Genomic DNA, 16,634 nt, shown 5'->3' on the forward strand with positions numbered 1-16,634 from the left:
TACTTCAAATAGAGGGAATAAATACGAACAAAACGTACATGGAACTTTTTTGCAACTATTTTGTGATCTTCTTCATGAGTTCACTCAGTTTCACAGGTTCAGGTATAGCCACTCTATTGCCTGTTCTGTTTGTTATATTACTTATTTTCCATTTATATTGAGCCCATTCCGGTTCGGTTCGTTCAGGCTCCAAGCGATAGACAATGTATATGTCGTCCTTCTTCTTCTCTTCGTCCTTAGCAGGTGGATAACCCATGCGGAGCAAGTCAGAACGCCTAAACACTCGGGGGCCTTCATCTGCCAGTCTTACGAACTCGATGCTCTCGCCCTTGGCATGCAAAAGGATATATCGACTTGAGACAAGGTTACGACTCAAACGCACAGAGCCATTCTGTGTTCCAGTACGGAAGTTGTAAAGTCCAGTCTTGCGAATCCACTCCAAGTGCTGAACATCTTTCACGTATCCCAACACCACCCACGTTTCGTTCGGCAGGAAATCACGGTTTTCACCCTCTGATTCTGGCAGACTTTCCATCGTCATTGACTCGTTTGCTTTCAAGTGTACGTCATACTGATAGTACGACAGTTTTTCACGGTCTGACGTGCGGTCCATCAAGTGGGCTTTCACCTCTGCTAAGAATTGTTTCAGATATACTGAGTCCTGTTGCCAATGTCCGGGACGGATACTGAAAGCGCCTAAACCAGGAATGATTTCGTGGAAACCTCGGAGCTCCCTGTTCTCATCACCAGGATATAGAACATAAGCACCACTCGTTCGTCTGATGGCGTCCTTATAGGCATGCATCTTCAGCAGGTCACCTCGCTTATAGATTTTAAGTTCCTGCTCTCGCTTTTCTTCTGCCAGATCTTTCTCGATATTCTCTTCAATGTCTTTATCCTCGAGCAACACCTTATTCAGTCGATATTTTGCATCGAAGTGGATGTGTATCATCAGCTCCTGACGCTCAGCCTCCTGTTCGGATATTTCGCCAGGCCATAACGACAGCGTATAGTCTGGACGCATGGTCATCGTCCAACTACCAGCTTTGTGGATTGGGTCGTTGTTTTCAGAGACTTTGTTAAACGTCCTGTTGTAATAGAAAGCAACATTCAATATGCGAGAGAAAGTCTCTTGTTTTCCATACACCATTTTCATCTGCCCCTGTTTCAGACTCAAATTGATGCCATCGTTATCTGTTTGAACCAAGTCTTTCAAGGCTTGTGGCTCGATATTGAAGAATTCGCTCACCAGTTCCAGTAATTTGAAGAACAGCCAGTATTCGTAAAGCGTCGCCACATTCTTTTTGCCCGCATCATAGACGTCATCTCCGCCACTCCAGTTCAGCTTTGCAGCCAAGTCGAATAACAACCAAGCCTGTAATACTTCTCTGTAGCCTTCCTTGCGCTGCAAGACGGGACTGTTCATATTCATGTGCGAGGGTTGAGATATTAGGCGGAAGAACTGGTTATCAAGATGCTCGTATAAGCGTTCTGTCGTCTCTTTTGCCTCTGCTTTCAAACGTTCTGTAGCATTGGGAAGCATTTGGATGTCCGAACAGAAGTTCACAAAGGTACGCAGCACAAACTTTACGAATTGGTTTTCCTGGCAGTCCGTCGTGTCGCGTTTATATTCCACATCAATTCTCCGAGGTACACTGGTCAGACCTTCCGGCATACCCATTCGCATTCCCATCGGTAGTTGAATCCTATCCGTGCTTGCTACTATCTGACGGATGTTTTTGCGGCTAAGACGTTTTACGCCTACAATGTTACGCTCAATATTAGCATCCGTCCACTTCCTCACAGGGTTTGAGATGATTTTGTGGATAGCCTCTGAAAAAGCATCGCTATCAATCAATGAGCGCACAAATGAGAATCGCTGATAGAGCGTCTTTGACGAGCACGACTGATCTATCTCCAGTTTTTGCGTCACAGGCGAGCCTTGCTGCAGAACCAAGTCTGTGTAGTATTCCGCAATCTCGTCCAACATCAGGCGATAGTCACTCCTATATTCCGACTTAGTGCTCCTTATCTCCAAGCTCACACTCCCAACTTGTTTCTGTGTGTCCACTTCCACCACTTGCAATGCCAGATGCCCCACATAGATACCCGTAGTCAAAGTTCCTTCACTTGCATGACTTGTCTTGTTAGGGTGGAACCGTACAATATCATTCTCCCTCTCAAACTGGTATCGGCAGTTTGCCTTTTCATCCACAAACTCATATGCATAAGTACATCCTTCTACCAGCTGCCACCTTGATTCGCCAGGTAGCGGCTCCCGTTCCTCAAAGACCATCGCCTTTGAGGACTGTGGATACACTATTAGCCTCAGTCCGCTGTGTTTTCCCTTGACCGATATGTTAAGATATTCTGACATATCCTTTTTATGCTTGGATTTTCTGCGAAGATAAGAAATAATTGATTATCAGCAACTTATCTAAAATTTGAATTTTCTGCGAAGATAAAACTATGCATAAAATGGTACATAAGAGACAAACTTCCGAGAGTCTGATTCAGGGTTAGCTGATTTTATCAATCCTTTTGACACTGTATCAGAAATGATGTGAGAAGCAATTGTTCCCTGATTCTTGTTTAACCCGAAGCGCTCTCTGACAGATTGATTGTTCATACTCTCATTGTCTGCATAAGCAAGACAACAATGCTGGTAACAGGCCTCAATTCTTTCTTCTCTTGTCATTGCAGATATTGCTTTTTGGGGATATAGTGTAATTCTTGTAAAGTCATCTCCACTTTCAGCCTTGTATGCTGGTAAAAACATCTTTTCCAAAGCTTCTACCGCACGGTCAACCCCGCTACCGCGCCTTTCACACAGTCCTAATTGCAGCATCAATTGCGCCATCTTTTCGTTACGCGAATGTGGAGGTAGGTCAATCAGTCGATTTACATCATTAAGAGAATACCCAGGATTGGTAATGACAAGCCTGTTCGCAAATATTTCAATTGTAATAGGCATCCCCTTTATCGCAAAGTCTTGATGTACCAAAGCATTAGCAATAAATTCACGTATAGCCACACGAGGATAAGTAGGAATTAGTTCTCTTTTAGCCCCATCTATATGCTCTGTTCCAGTATTCTTCATCACAAAAGTAATTAGACCTTCCAGCCCGACGGCATATCCCATTGCACCTTCCTGTTCCAAAAGCATTTGTCTGTTATTGTTTCCAGTATATCTGCGAACAATAACACCTTTACCTGTCATTGTCTCAAAAGTAGAAAGTGTGTTTGCAAACAACAGGGCACCGAGGTTAGTGATATTATACCCCACGCTGCTACTTCGGCAAATGTCGAGTTCTTCCATGAATCCCAAAATACCATCTTCTGTAGATGGAAGCTGTCGTTCAAGCAGTTCAAATATTTTTTTATAGTTCAACAATCTTAGAACCTCTGCCCCAGTAAGTCCATACTTTGCAATTCGATTTTCGTAACTTACCCCTTCTGAATCAGCAATCATCTGCCTAACTTGCTGACGTGATGCTCTTACTGTATGTCCTGCAGAACGAATGTAGCTATTATATATATCTGAGCCACGTAGATACATTGGCTTTTCTCGGAATTCGGGAATATATACAAACAGTAATGCATGACCGTCATAATCCATGACTGCATGCTCTAATTGTATAGGCGTGAACATCCTGTTTTGAGCAATATTATCAAGTCTATTAACTATAAGCTCAATGCGCTCTTGTGTCAATTCACCAAATGATGCATCATTATTGACGCCATATACTAAAACGCCTCCCCCTATAAGATTAGAAAATGCACATATATGCTGTGCCAACCTTTCTTTGTCATCTGACAAACCACCTTTCCAATCAATTTCGTTGAGCTCCTGTGGCACTGGCTTTAGACTTTTGTCAAGCAAGATTAATGCCTTTTCTTTCCAATTCATATATTATATTGTTTATTCGTCTACAAAAATATTCATTATTTACGCTTCCGCAAAGCTTGTAAATCCGTTAGCCGTTGCCGACTCGTACATACGGCGGATCTTGTCGGCACTCTCTTTGTATTGGGCCTTCTCCACATTCTCCTTTGCTATATTCAAATCCTTGCCCGCACCCGTAAAGCAGAGCTTCCAAAGTTGGGCGAGCACAGGCTCTAGCTTCTTTCGCGAACCATGCAGTTTGGGCAGCAGTTTCTGTACGATTGCAGCATCCAGGATCTCCTCGTCGGTCATCTTTTTGTCAGTATCATCGTTAGCCTTAGCCTGACAGATAAAGCGGAATATCTCTGTTGCCGAACGGTAACCGAACTCAGCATTCACGTTCTTCAGTTCGTCAAAGAACTTCTGCAGCATCTCAACAGCTTCACTGTCCTGGGCCAAGTCCTTTTTACATGCCTTTGCCACAAAGTCTGCTCCCATTCCAGCTGCCTTGCCGATAATGTTGTCACGGTCTATCTCACGCATTTCTTGCAGGAACTCACCCATCTCCTTCGACGAAATCTTAAACTCTATCACATTAGCGCGGTCCAGCACCTTGGGTGAGAACATATACGTTGTCTCGTCCACGTTGATGGTACCAATAATAAAGAGATTCTTTGGCAGGTCAATTCGCTGCGGCACACCGTCAATCACTTTATCGGAGTCCGTATTGCTATTCCACAGACTAATTTTCTCCCTGCTCTCCATTGCCGACAGGAAGTCTGCGAAGTATCGCTCCACATAGCTCATGTTCATCTCATCAAGTACCAAGAAGAACGGCTTGTCCGCATTCTCCTTGCGATTTACCTCTATCAGCAGGTCCAGCACGCCGCTCTCTGGCTTCACGTACTTCTCTGGCTGTAACGCATTGGGGAATCCCAACAGTGGTTCACGGTTCGTCCAGTCTGCACCTACACTCACCACACACATCTGCTTATCCTTGTTCTTCACCAATGCACTTGCAAATGCCAACGCCAACTGCGTCTTACCCGAACCAGCCAGACCGCTCAGTATCAGGAATCGTTTCGACATCAACGAGAAAGCAAAACGCTTTATCAGGTTTTCACTATAAAGTAATCCCGTCTCTTTGATATGACCAATCATTTTATTGATAGAAAAACCTAAATCTATGTTATCAGACAGATTAGACACTTCTATTGGTGGCAGAATGTTGACTTTTCCTTCTTTATGCTCCATATACGTATTATACGCATGAATAAATGCGATTAAAAGTCTTTCGCAATATGCATTGTCATTACATTTCCATTCATTTGAGTAAATGGCACATGCTTTATACTCTTCACTATCTATTTCTTGATCGTTAAAGTGGAGAAGTAAATCATTCTTTAGACGCAGCTCACTTCTTAAAGTATCGCGATTCTTTATTATTTCGGGCAGTTTCAAATTGGTTACTCCCTGAGCCAATGACAGATATACCTTCTTCAAACCTCTAGAAAAGAGAAATACCAGATAGATTCCACTTTGGGTCGACTCTGTCTCTTTTTTATTCATGATGGCTACCCAAGGACATTTGGAAACACGTCCAGTTCCTATTGAGCCCTTGATTCGATAGTTGTTCGTCGAGAACAACTCCTTAAGCTTATTTGGAATAGCACCTCTTAGAATCTCACCACATTGAGACTCTAGCGACACACCTTTCCCTATATTGCTTTCATAATTAGCACCAGCCTTTTGGAAGTCTGCAAATAACGCATTCAGTTCCTTGATAAATCCTTCTCTCATATGTTACACATTTAATTCTATCACTTCCAAAATCTTATTTGCTATCGCCTTCGCCATAAGTGGTGGTACCGCATTACCAACCATTGTGTATTGTGGAGTTTCGGATTTTCGCTTGTCGCCGCCCGTTGTTCTCTTTCCTTGAAACACAAACGAATCGTCAAAAGATTGCAGACGTGCCATCTCTCTTACCGTTGGTGCACGATGGCTGCGGTAGTGAATGAAATCGTCTGGCAAGGTAACAACTGTTGGAGATTGACCGTCTGGCTTCAGTACTGTATAGTTACGCTTGTCGGAGTTGAGTCCCATATCCGACAGCTGCTTTTTTACTTCATCAGTATAGTCACCAGCCTCAGCGATGACAGACAAGCGATTAAGCACCTCTTCACTCTGCTTGCTTGTCTGATGATTGAAGAGGTGAGCATGTTCAATAATCTCGTTTTCAAGATTATCAAGACTCCTCACATAGAAAGGCTCTTTGACAGTAAAACGGTGTCCAAGTCGTCCTTGTCTTGACCACTCAGAATAGGTCTCACCGTTTTCATCTAGTCTTCCGTCAATATTTCTAGTAACATCCAAAGCTGCGAATTGGTCAATGTCAGGTACTTCTGAATAGTCATTCGCAGATTCACCATTATTCAAGAAATCCAAGTCGTGCAATGCCTCATAGACAGTTACTTTGTTATCCACAGTTGTGGCAGGTATTTCCGATATCACTGGCTGATCTTTACGGCACCCAATGAAAATAACCCTTTCTCTATTCTGAGGTACACCATAATCCGACGAATTCAGTATTAGCGGCTTCTTGATCCGATAAAGGTGTATCTCATTCATTATCTGCTCGTATTCATCAAGAGAATTGTCGTCCTCTGCATATTTCCGCAATTCGCCAAAGACTTCTTCGAGGCTCAATGTATAAAGATTTACCAACAGTTTGAACCTTTCCACGATTTCTGGCTGAGCCTTAAATTCCTCAACCCAATAAAGATGTCTGTTTATGGTTTCTACCAAATCATCATCGCTTATTGCGTATAGGAACTTATTGAATTTGTCAACTAATTGGTCGTTGTCAACATCAGCCTCTGCCTTCAGATGCTGTATGGAATTCATCAGCTTCTGACGTTCCGAAGAAAGCTTAAGTAAAGACAGCGCATGGCGTATCGTTGTGATATGCTTATTGCTTTTGCTAACTTTAAGCGTAACAGGCTTTGTCAGTTGCTTATAAACAGATTCCACAATTTGGAAATACTTGTCTATGAAAAAGTCTTCTTCTCCATCCTCAACGGCCTCTATTCTTATCTTGTTAATGAAGCATTGACGAACTGAATCATTGGCCATTCTGCTTAAAACACCGTTGAAATAGGCGAGCATATTATCCACCTGATTCTCGTCGATAATAGAGCGGATTTCATTCATTACTGCCGTTTTGAACTTACCCTTGTCTTTCGTCAGAATACCCTTCACATTCTCCATCACAAAATATTTGGGACGGAGTTTGCGGATAACTTTCAGATAGTGAATAAAGAGATTGTCGCGTTTGTCAAACTTCCTTCTTCTGCCAGACAAGCTAAACGACTGACAACTTGGGCCACCCGTTACAACATCAATATTCTGGTCACCTATCTCCTTTTCAAGACGTGCCAAGAAATCATCTGACATAATATCTTCTGTTATGAACGCAGTATCTAACCCCAATTGGCGATTATATCTCACTTTATGGGTCAGTTCGCAGTTACTATTGATGTCACTTGCCAGAACAAATTCGAAATATTTATCGTCAGTATATGCTTGCAAAAAACCCTCGCTAATGCCACCAGCACCAGCGAAAAGGTCAATGAATTTTATCGGAGTCTTTCCTTGTTTAAACTCTTCTATTTCTGCCATATATTATCTTCTCTTATGCTTCTTGCTCTTTTTATGCTTCTTCTTTTTCTTAGGAGCGATACCTGCTGCTGCCATTGCCTCGTCACGCTCCTTCTTCTCTTTCTTTCTGTCGCCCTGACTCTTAATGATGTCTCTACTTGCAACCAGAAAATCATAGAAGTCTTGGCTCGTATATGCAGATACCTCTATTACACCTGCCAGCTTGTTTACTAACTGAACTACGCCCTTAGGTGCTGTAATACGATATTCGAAATATTTATCAAAGACAGTATCTTCGCCACGATCTTTCTTGTCCATTTCTTCTATGCAGAAACGAAGTACCCCCTTTAAAGCCTCTGGATTTCTAAACACAGTAGCAGAAGGCATGATACCTCTATTACGCAGGTTCTGCTCTCTGAAAAGGAACTTGGTATAAGTGTAGTCAAGTACTCCGTCTTCGTTAGTTTGAACGGTATTCTTGAAAGACCAATATAGGCCCTCCAGCCAATTTCTGTTTTGCTTGTAGAACCAGTGTTCAGCAATGTAATTAGGGTCACAATCCTGTTCGTCAATTTTATTCCAACGTCTTCTCATGTAATCATACAAGTCAACGTGAGAAAGATATTGCCAAAAATGACTTTGAGCTGCTTGCATAGGAGTAAGGTCTTTGAACGCCTCAAAGAGGATCTTTCCCGCTTCATAGTCATCGCCTGAAGTTTTGGAATCTGCGTATGCAAGCATACCAGACAAATCAGGTTTCTCTAAATCAGTCTCATACAACCCATCATGTTTTTCGGCTTCTTCTCGCCAATTAAATGTGGGGTTAAGATAATTGGGGAGATTATCTTGAACGTGAATTCTTAATACCTCGGCAAATTCTGGGGTAAAGATTGTCTGCTTCATGAATCTGAATCTTTTGGTTCGATTTTTTCTTTTACTTCCTCTAATGCGTTAAGCATGACATCAGGCAAAATTTTGTCTACTATTTGTAGAACATCACCAATTGAATAGTCATATCCTTCTAGTTCAGGCAATTCGTCTTCTGAAACCATTTGTTTGATAAATTGCGTTAGATAGAAAATCCAATCCTTTTTATCGTCATCATAACATAAACGCAACTTGTAAACCGCTTCTATAAGTGCATTCCTTACCAAAATTGCCTCGAACACATTGGGGCACTGGTTCAAAACCAATTTTCCTGCATTCTCATAGGAGTATGGCAGCTGTATCAAGATAATGCCATCAATAACATTCGTGACCTTCTGAACATTTGCATATTCGTACTTAACAAATTTACTCAGATTAGCCATATCATCGCTAGGTGTTAATGATACGTTAAATTTTTCCACCAATGCAATCATTGCACCTTTCTGGTAATCTACAATACCCTCATAGAATTCATCTACATCAAGATAATTGCAACTATTGATGTTCTCTGTTGCTACTATTTCAATCTTAACGGAGAATCTTTTGTTCACTTTCGAACAGGGTATTTTGATTGTGAAATAAGATTCTTCCCTCTTTTCTATCTGGGTATAGTAGGTTGAAGAACATTGTATGATGCAAAGATAAGACGCAAGATTTTCTGCGATAAGTCTATCTACACCTTCATTATGCGTGGTCACCTCATACTCCAAAATGAAAACATCTTCATCGGAATCCTTTTTCAAGCCTACTCTATGCCCAGCAGGATCATCTCCCTTGTAATTATCGGGTAAGCCCCAGATGGGGTACGGATATGTTGCAGTTGTTTTAATGTCCATAAACCTTGATGTTTAAACTATACAATGTGACGTTCTCCTGTGGAGTAAACTTAATAACATTAGGAGTATCGGCTTTCAAATCAAATCCGTAAATCTCATTCGATACACCAGACCTAATTTGGTAACCGGCAGATACATTTTTCAAATCAAGCGGGAACAATCCCTCGTCTGCCTGAATATCAAGGACAAGCCTGCAATCATAATAGTCTTTTGGAACTCTAATTTCGAGTTTGCATGCAAAATCCTCATTATGAAGTGGCTTAAGACGTTTGTTTCGTCCATCCAGCTTAATTTCTCTCTCACGTTCAACGTTGGGATTCTCTGTCTCACCAATACCATCATCTTCACCTTCGTTACCTTCTACGTAAGTCGGGGCTTTTTTAGGCGGCTCTGGTGTCGGAGGTGTTGGTGTTGGAGGCGTTGGAGTTGGAGGCGTTGGAGGCTCTTGACGAGGTACTGGATCTGTTTCAGGTTCTACGTCAGTTATGGTTCCCTTTTTCTTCTTTTTCTTTCGTCCCTTAGTTTCTTCAAAGATAGTAAATAAGCCAGACTTTGAGCTCTGATTCTTCTCCTTTTCAATCACATTTGTAGTCGGCCAGATATTATCTTCTTCGTTTTCTTCACTTCGACTTCCAAACTTTCCAATTCTTCTTTTCTTTAGCGACTTTATTTCAAGTTGCTTATCATGCTCTTCAGGAAAGAGAACTTTTATACACTCTTTTTGGAACGAATCGAGTTCTCGAAGTGCCTTTCTTGCATTTCTCTTGTCTTCATCGCTCATATCCTTCAACTCTTTTACATCCCATTTGTCATGCCTTACATCTTCCAGCATTCGTAAATATCTGGCACCTTCTCCATCACAAACCATAATACCGTAGAAGCCCTTAGAAGAATTATACTTCCTTACTTCCACCGTCATTAGTTTGTTTCGCATGAAGATAATCTTATCCAAGGACTTTGCTGCTGTGATATCCTCGCTTTTCCATATTTGCAAGGTAGCATGCCCCAAGGTAGGGAATTGGCCTGGGAAATCATCTGTCGTGAACCGCATATGATTCTCGTCGCTACTACACATAGCAATTTCAAAAAGATAGGGACGGGGGTTAAAGTTCAGTTCTGGACGGTTGCTCCTGTCTATGTCTATATTGGTATAATCAGGCTCAGGGAAATATTCAAGCATCTTGTCGCCAATATTTGCCTTGGTGAATAACTCACCGCATATGTCAACATCAAGCAACTCCATGTAAATAGCATAGAAGAATCCACGAAGAAGTTCTTTCTTCATCGTTTTGACATCTTCTGCATTCTCTTCCATTCCCAGCACAAATGCATCAGTTCCAGATTTCTCTCTTCTGAAAACAACGGGAATATCATCTCCTGAATTAGGTGCCCCACCTTTGTTGTAGAATGCATCGGCTTCAAAAAGAACCTTCTCTCCGTTCTCATTCCTATATTTATGAGTACACAATCGTACTACTCCTTCTCCAAATGTTTGCCCACTTTCATCATCCTTTGTCGAATAATAAACTGCATTGAATGGAGAATTGACAAATCCTACAGTTTTACCAAGCCCATGACTGCCGCCTGCATAACCACCATCAGGCTTGTAACTTGATGATGAACAATGCACGCATGAATCAAAAGCAGACGGAACATCGTCGTCATCAACATAATTCATGCCCGTCGTGTAATAGTCAGACACTTTCAAAAAACCGATGGTGCTGTTCTTGCGGGAGTTTAAAAACTCGTACTTGCTCTTATAGATATCTTTTGAGCCTGGCAATTGTTGACTTCTTTCACTACAAGCTTTAAGTCGTCCAATTAATGACTGTATCAAATTGGGATAGTCAGCGCAAACCATTTCACCATAAGAGAAAGTCACAAGTACTTTCTTACTTCTATTATCATCTTTTTTCTGCGCAGCGTCTATGGAATTCTGAATGTATTCGCGCACAAGACAGCGAACCTCATTGTCCTTAAAGGGGTCAAACGAAGAATCCTCACGATCTCGCTTCATCGTACCTCTTGGCTTCTGCACAAAGTTCCACTTACAGCCAAGATCCTTATCTCCTTTTGTTGCTGGCAGATCATTTTCAATCTGACTAAACAAATCCAAAGTCTCCATAGGCAATTATTTATTAAAGGTAAAACCAGATTTTCCATTTCCTTTGCTAAGTTCGTTTGCATAAACAGCCTTAGCGTCCTTGAGAGCTTTTGAGATTTCCTCAAACATATGATTCACATCATCCTCGTCATACTCGTAATTTCTGCGATTAGAACAATTCTGCAAGAGGTTCAGATAATCAATGATTTTCTGAACACGATTGGTTGCAACTTTAGTAAACCTTTTACGTCTAGAATTTTCAGTCATAAATGTTAATTTTTGATTTTTGATTGCAAATATAGTCTATATTTTTGAAATATAGTACATATATCAAAAAAACAAATCCGATATTTAGACATTATTAACCATTTATCATGCTAACTATTACGTCAACTTTCTACAAATAATGAAGAAGACAATCCTATCGCAAATATCTATACCCCCATAAACACCTTTTCCCTATGATATGCCAAGAAATCTCTGTCCGGCTTGTAATCAGATGGTAAGATGATTTGTTTACCAGCAATGCAGGCAAAGTGCTTGTCGAAATACTCTTTGCTCTCATACTCCAGTAAAGCGGAAGAAAGGCTAACCTTGTAATCGTCAGGTGAGATGGTGATAAGGCCTGCATCGAAAGCTTTGTCGTATAGGGCTGAAAGGCAGATGCCATTACAAGGGTTAAGACGCTCTTTCTTATGAGTCTTGTCTTCCCATGGTATGATATGGCTTGCTATTAATAATTGTGGTATATCAATCCCCGTTAGGGCACAGCGGTTTCCGTAATTGACAAGAATCATACGACGGAAATAATCCTGTCCCTTCCTTCTTTTTGTTTGAGAAATCTTGTCCTCTCCCTCTTTGGTAATATCAAAGTGGGTAATCAGTTTCTTTGAGATAGCTTGTGGATTATGCTCCTGTGCAACAATGCGGTCTGCCGTAATTACTTCCTGTTCGTACACAGCATAGTCCATCAGGCTCTTTAATGCAGCTGAACAAAAGTTGTTTAGAGGATAACTTCTTTGGTTCGGATTACCATAGTCAAAGATGTTCTGCTTATTTTCTTTCATCTTCTTTACTTCCTCTTTGACAAGGTTGAGAACATTCTCAATAACCGAAATATCTGTAACACTATAGAGTGATTGGCCATGAAGATTTACTACATCTTGATGCTTCAGAACATTGTCAAGAATCTGGATAGCCCGAGCATAGCTGTCAGCCTTTCCAGAGTTTTCAGCTGACAGACGAGTATTAAAATCTATAAACCCTTTTTTATCCATAATGCTTTTCCCGTTTTTGGGCAAAATGCATCCGCAAAGGTAATTAAAATAATTGAAAAAGAAAAGCTTTTCAGGGAAAAATCTGAAAACAACTTTCAATAGCTACATGTACGTCTCTTCTACGAACCCACTACGAACTCACTCCGAAGGTAAAAGCAAGGCCTATGCTACGCCTACGCTCTGCCTACGCTACAATATCTCTATAAAGAGCAAATGGTGGTATATACATATAATTTAATTCTTATCTTTTGCTACAATATAGCATGGAGTATTCGAAGAATTGCCACAAAGTTAGGAATTATTTTTTAGATAAAAGACTAAACACCAAAAAAATCTTCAAGAATCATGCAAATATAGTAAATACCCCAAAAACCTCACTCGAGTGAGATTTTGGGGGTATTACGTGACAGGAAGGATTGATGTCAATCATAAATTGCCTAATAATGTCTCTTTCATTGTCTTCTATGTTGCTTTCCAAATAATTGAATCACTTTTTATTTCTAGACTACCAAATCACGAGATAGGGAATTTTTCTTGGCTTCGCCACTTCTATCAGTTATTTCATTAGTAAGTCATTATGTATAGCGTCGGATTAAAGAGACGTATTCTCGTCCAAAGCGAGCCGTAATCTCGCATGGCGTGTGATTATGGCTCGCTTCTTATAAGCCTTTACCATTCAAAGAGCATGGAGTATGACGATACTTTTTCAACACCCACCCCAAGAGCATAGAAATCTCCTGGAAAGCCTTTAAATACAGGGGAATGCGCTGGGGGGAGTGTTGCCTTAACACTAACCCCAACACCCAACCCAACACTCCACCCGACACCCAACCCTAAGGATATCATGAAAGATTAACCCTGACGGCACGTGTCAAATAAATTCCAGGTTCATTAATCTTGGCTATTTACTCCTTAACCAAGAAAAAATTGCGCTCTGCCTAAGAAAATATTTTTTCCTAGTGAGGGCGCAATTGCTACATTTAATGGTAGTAAAATTGCTTCCGTATAGTGTAAAGAAAATTCTGCAATATCAATTAAAGCCAAGAGTCTCAAGGGGGAGTGTAGGGGTTACTGTTGGGGTTAGTGTCAGGGGGAGTGTTGACACAACACTAACCCCTGCTGAATATATTGTATTTAGAGGCTTTTCAGACAATATATCTATTCTTGGGGTGGGTGTTGCACACAAAAATAATTGTGCGTTAAAAATAGTATCGAGAAAGGTTGTTTCTCTGCAAGCAACTCGTCGTTTCTCGGACAGAGATACGACGTTATGGTCATTCGTGTAGCGTCGCAGACAAAAATATCCATGACCAATTCAAGCAAGATAAAAAAAGCAAACAAAAAACGTGGGTGCTTAACTTCTGCCTGTTGCTGTTCGAGGCCTTCCACAGCCTATGCGGTAAACAGACAGAGTAAACACCCACGTAGGAGTATATAGTACACCCGTAAAGTGTGCTAGTGAGGACATGGTTAGCCCTCGCAGCACACTACGGAGAGTATATACTACACCCCGTGGAGTTACATCTGCATTATCTTTAACCGCATATTCGATTGTGGAAGTTTCGAACAGCTAAAAACAAAGCGTCAGTAACGCCTTTCAATATGTAGTGCTCCACCTTACAGCTTCGCGCATCTCAATACGCATCCCAGCCACCATAGGCAGATAGCACCTGCAATGGTAGTAAAAAAATTGCAATCTGGTTTCTTTTCGAAGAAAAAAAATGGAATGAACATAATAATCGCTCACATAAGGAAAACATAATTTCACATGTGAGCGAATAGAGGTGCCAGGAATCAGGCAGTGACACGAAACACCTTAATTACTTTCATTGTTCATCAATTCATAGATATACGCTGGGCCCTGCACATAGAGTTCCCCTTCCTCATCCTGGATGGCGGGCATCAAAGGGGAATTGTAAACACGCTCCATAGCCTCTTCAATAGAGCAGCCGGTATCCTCCATCACGTACTTAACCAATTCGCTAAGAGTATAATTGATTAAATAATTTGCAATCTGATGATGAGTGGGTTCGGTCATACGCTTTCTACATAAAGCTTATTAAGATAGCATAAGGCACGCTCTGTTTCAAGATAGAGTATCATGCAAGCGTTCCTCCGTTCTTTTGACAGATAATGAGTACGTCATCAATTGTTTCATCCATCGACTGCAGATGCTCTACATCGTAAAACTCGATAAGGAATGCCAGTCCCTTATGCTCATGCAGATAGCGGAATGCGGCCTGGCGTGACATAGAGAAACGTCGACCGAAAGCTTGAATACATGCAGTCAAAAATGGAATCTGATACTTACTCATATCTCCTTTTTATTTATATTATGGCGCAAAGGTAGTAAAAAATTGGCAATCTGGTTTCTTTTCAAACAAAAAAAATTGGAATGAACATAATATTCGCTCACATAAGGAAAACATAAATCCGGTGCAGCGACAACTCCTACCGTCCTAACTCCCGACCTATATACATAGGATCAATCTTCAGCGTAACCATCTCCATTTTGCCAAGGAAAAAGCAGAAAAGTCACCCTATAATACCCCCAAAATCGTCACTCGAGTGAAATCATCGAATTAGCTAGCTGAATTCATGAAATCACTCGAGTCAATTCACGATTTGAGCTATATATAGTAACTAATTTACGTCGCCTCCGGGATATCACTCCATCGGGTGGTATAACAGGGACTGCGGAAGTCATGCTTGATGCTGTCCTTGAACACGCCTGCTTTTCCTTTACCCTGGGGCTTCGTGTATTGCTGCGACCCCAGCACCAGCGTTTCCGACCCGTATTCGCGATTGATCTTGTCAAGCGCCTCGTCGAGCCGTTTCATCTTCTCATGTCGCTCAGAATCATAGTCAATGAAGTTAGTCTGCACGCCATTGTCTGGACTGATGCCCATCACGATGACGCCCGCACGCTTATAGTGGTAACCCTGTCGGAAGACACGCTCCATGCAACGGGTGGCCGTCTGTACAATCTGCTGGGTGGAGTTCGACGGCGTGAGCAGTCGCTCTTCAGCCATGTTCCAATACTGAGGTAAGTCCTCACGGAAGTGGTTGGTATCAATAAATACAGAAACAGACTGCGCCACCGACTGCTGTTTCCTGAGTTTCTCGGCACAGCGGGCAGCAAAGTTGGACACACTGGTTCGCAAGGTGTCCATATCCGTCACCATGCCAGGAAACGAGCGCGAAGTGCAGATGCTCTTTTTCTTGCTCATATCTTCCATGGGGACACAGTCGATTCCGTTCAACTCCTTCCAGGTGCGAATGACCACCACATTATTGAGCATGGCCCGGACCCACGTCTCAGGATGCTTGGAAAAGTCTAGCGCTGTTCTGACGCCCAGTGCCTGCAAGCGGGCCGCATAGCGCCGGCCGATGCCCCACACCTCGTCAATCTCGTACATCTCCAGCGCTTTCTGGCGACGCTCGTCATTGTCGATGAAGCAGCAATGCTTATAGCCTTTGAATTTCTTCGCAAAGTGACTGGCCATCTTTGCCAGTGTCTTGGTGGGTGCAATGCCGATGCTGACGGGCATTCTCGTGGCTTTCCAGATATAGGCCGACAGGTCTTCGCCCCAGCGTTTCAAGTCGAGATGCTCCATGCCCTTGAGGTCGCAGAAGCCCTCGTCAATAGAATAGCGGTAGAACGTGGGCGAGGCTTTCCTTACAAGCGACATCACACGATCTGTGATATCACCATAGAGTTCGTAGTTGGAAGAGAATACGGTCACTTCACCATGCGGGAAACGCTCTTTCAACTGGTAGTAAGGCAGTCCCGCCTTGATGCCCAGTGCCTTTGCCTCATTACTCCGGGCCACTACACATCCGTCATTGTTGGACAGCACAACAACAGGTTTCCCGTTCAAGTCTGGACGGAAAACACGCTCGCACGATACGTAGCAGTTGTCGCAGTCAACAATGGCGTACAT

12 protein-coding genes and 1 pseudogene are annotated in these 16,634 nt (G+C 42.1%); all 13 read right to left on the reverse strand.

What is annotated here, in order from left to right; translation table 11 throughout:
- Window positions 1–55 precede the first annotated feature (55 nt).
- Window positions 56–2,377 (reverse strand): DUF2357 domain-containing protein, encoded by a 2,322-nt coding sequence (locus L6468_RS10440; protein WP_237793186.1) that lies wholly within the window; start codon window positions 2,375–2,377, stop codon window positions 56–58.
- Window positions 2,378–2,467: 90 nt separating this feature from the next.
- Complete coding sequence (locus tag L6468_RS10445) at window positions 2,468–3,910, reverse strand: ATP-binding protein (RefSeq protein ID WP_237793187.1); 1,443 nt, start codon at window positions 3,908–3,910, stop codon at window positions 2,468–2,470.
- A 39-nt stretch (window positions 3,911–3,949) separates the two neighbouring features.
- Complete coding sequence (locus L6468_RS10450) at window positions 3,950–5,047, reverse strand: McrB family protein (RefSeq protein WP_237796691.1); 1,098 nt, start codon at window positions 5,045–5,047, stop codon at window positions 3,950–3,952.
- 156 nt (window positions 5,048–5,203) lie between these two features.
- Window positions 5,204–5,686: pseudogene (locus L6468_RS14815) on the reverse strand (MrcB family domain-containing protein); the annotation flags it as partial.
- Between the two features lie 3 nt (window positions 5,687–5,689).
- On the reverse strand, window positions 5,690–7,567 hold the full coding sequence (locus L6468_RS10460) for a DNA cytosine methyltransferase (RefSeq protein WP_237793188.1): 1,878 nt from the start codon (window positions 7,565–7,567) through the stop codon (window positions 5,690–5,692).
- A 3-nt stretch (window positions 7,568–7,570) separates the two neighbouring features.
- A complete protein-coding gene (locus L6468_RS10465) occupies window positions 7,571–8,449 on the reverse strand; it encodes a DUF6339 family protein (RefSeq protein ID WP_237793189.1) in 879 nt (292 codons plus the stop codon).
- Window positions 8,446–9,309: a hypothetical protein gene (locus tag L6468_RS10470; RefSeq protein ID WP_237793190.1), complete on the reverse strand. Its 864-nt coding sequence runs from the start codon at window positions 9,307–9,309 to the stop codon at window positions 8,446–8,448. Before L6468_RS10470 ends, L6468_RS10465 begins: the two co-directional genes overlap by 4 nt.
- Complete coding sequence (locus L6468_RS10475; protein ID WP_237793191.1) at window positions 9,299–11,434, reverse strand: hypothetical protein; 2,136 nt, start codon at window positions 11,432–11,434, stop codon at window positions 9,299–9,301. Before L6468_RS10475 ends, L6468_RS10470 begins: the two co-directional genes overlap by 11 nt.
- A 6-nt stretch (window positions 11,435–11,440) precedes the next feature.
- Window positions 11,441–11,680: a hypothetical protein gene (locus L6468_RS10480; protein ID WP_237793192.1), complete on the reverse strand. Its 240-nt coding sequence runs from the start codon at window positions 11,678–11,680 to the stop codon at window positions 11,441–11,443.
- 167 nt (window positions 11,681–11,847) lie between these two features.
- On the reverse strand, window positions 11,848–12,690 hold the full coding sequence (locus L6468_RS10485) for an HNH endonuclease (RefSeq protein WP_237793193.1): 843 nt from the start codon (window positions 12,688–12,690) through the stop codon (window positions 11,848–11,850).
- A 1,816-nt stretch (window positions 12,691–14,506) separates the two neighbouring features.
- Window positions 14,507–14,728, reverse strand: a complete 222-nt coding sequence (locus L6468_RS10490) for a hypothetical protein (protein WP_091817911.1) — start codon at window positions 14,726–14,728, stop codon at window positions 14,507–14,509.
- 61 nt (window positions 14,729–14,789) lie between these two features.
- The gene (locus tag L6468_RS10495) at window positions 14,790–15,005 is read right to left on the reverse strand and encodes a DUF3791 domain-containing protein (RefSeq protein WP_091817909.1); all 216 of its coding nucleotides are present in this window, start codon (window positions 15,003–15,005) and stop codon (window positions 14,790–14,792) included.
- A gap of 333 nt (window positions 15,006–15,338) precedes the next feature.
- Window positions 15,339–16,634, reverse strand: coding sequence for a Y-family DNA polymerase (locus L6468_RS10500; RefSeq protein ID WP_237793195.1), 1,296 nt, complete (start codon window positions 16,632–16,634; stop codon window positions 15,339–15,341).

The organism is Prevotella communis, assembly GCF_022024115.1.
GTDB classification, from domain to species: Bacteria; Bacteroidota; Bacteroidia; order Bacteroidales; family Bacteroidaceae; genus Prevotella; species Prevotella communis.

Excerpts from the sequence above, each read along its gene's own strand:
- L6468_RS10490 (WP_091817911.1), bottom strand. The coding sequence starts at position 14,728 with ATGACCGAACCCACTCATCATCAGATTGCAAATTATTTAATCAATTAT.
- L6468_RS10480 (WP_237793192.1), bottom strand. The coding sequence starts at position 11,680 with ATGACTGAAAATTCTAGACGTAAAAGGTTTACTAAAGTTGCAACCAAT.
- L6468_RS10500 (WP_237793195.1), bottom strand. The coding sequence starts at position 16,634 with ATGTACGCCATTGTTGACTGCGACAACTGCTACGTATCGTGCGAGCGT.
- L6468_RS10475 (WP_237793191.1), bottom strand. The coding sequence starts at position 11,434 with ATGGAGACTTTGGATTTGTTTAGTCAGATTGAAAATGATCTGCCAGCA.
- L6468_RS10445 (WP_237793187.1), bottom strand. The coding sequence starts at position 3,910 with ATGAATTGGAAAGAAAAGGCATTAATCTTGCTTGACAAAAGTCTAAAG.
- L6468_RS10495 (WP_091817909.1), bottom strand. The coding sequence starts at position 15,005 with ATGAGTAAGTATCAGATTCCATTTTTGACTGCATGTATTCAAGCTTTC.
- L6468_RS10440 (WP_237793186.1), bottom strand. The coding sequence starts at position 2,377 with ATGTCAGAATATCTTAACATATCGGTCAAGGGAAAACACAGCGGACTG.
- L6468_RS10470 (WP_237793190.1), bottom strand. The coding sequence starts at position 9,309 with ATGGACATTAAAACAACTGCAACATATCCGTACCCCATCTGGGGCTTA.
- L6468_RS10460 (WP_237793188.1), bottom strand. The coding sequence starts at position 7,567 with ATGGCAGAAATAGAAGAGTTTAAACAAGGAAAGACTCCGATAAAATTC.
- L6468_RS10485 (WP_237793193.1), bottom strand. The coding sequence starts at position 12,690 with ATGGATAAAAAAGGGTTTATAGATTTTAATACTCGTCTGTCAGCTGAA.
- L6468_RS10450 (WP_237796691.1), bottom strand. The coding sequence starts at position 5,047 with ATGATTGGTCATATCAAAGAGACGGGATTACTTTATAGTGAAAACCTG.
- L6468_RS10465 (WP_237793189.1), bottom strand. The coding sequence starts at position 8,449 with ATGAAGCAGACAATCTTTACCCCAGAATTTGCCGAGGTATTAAGAATT.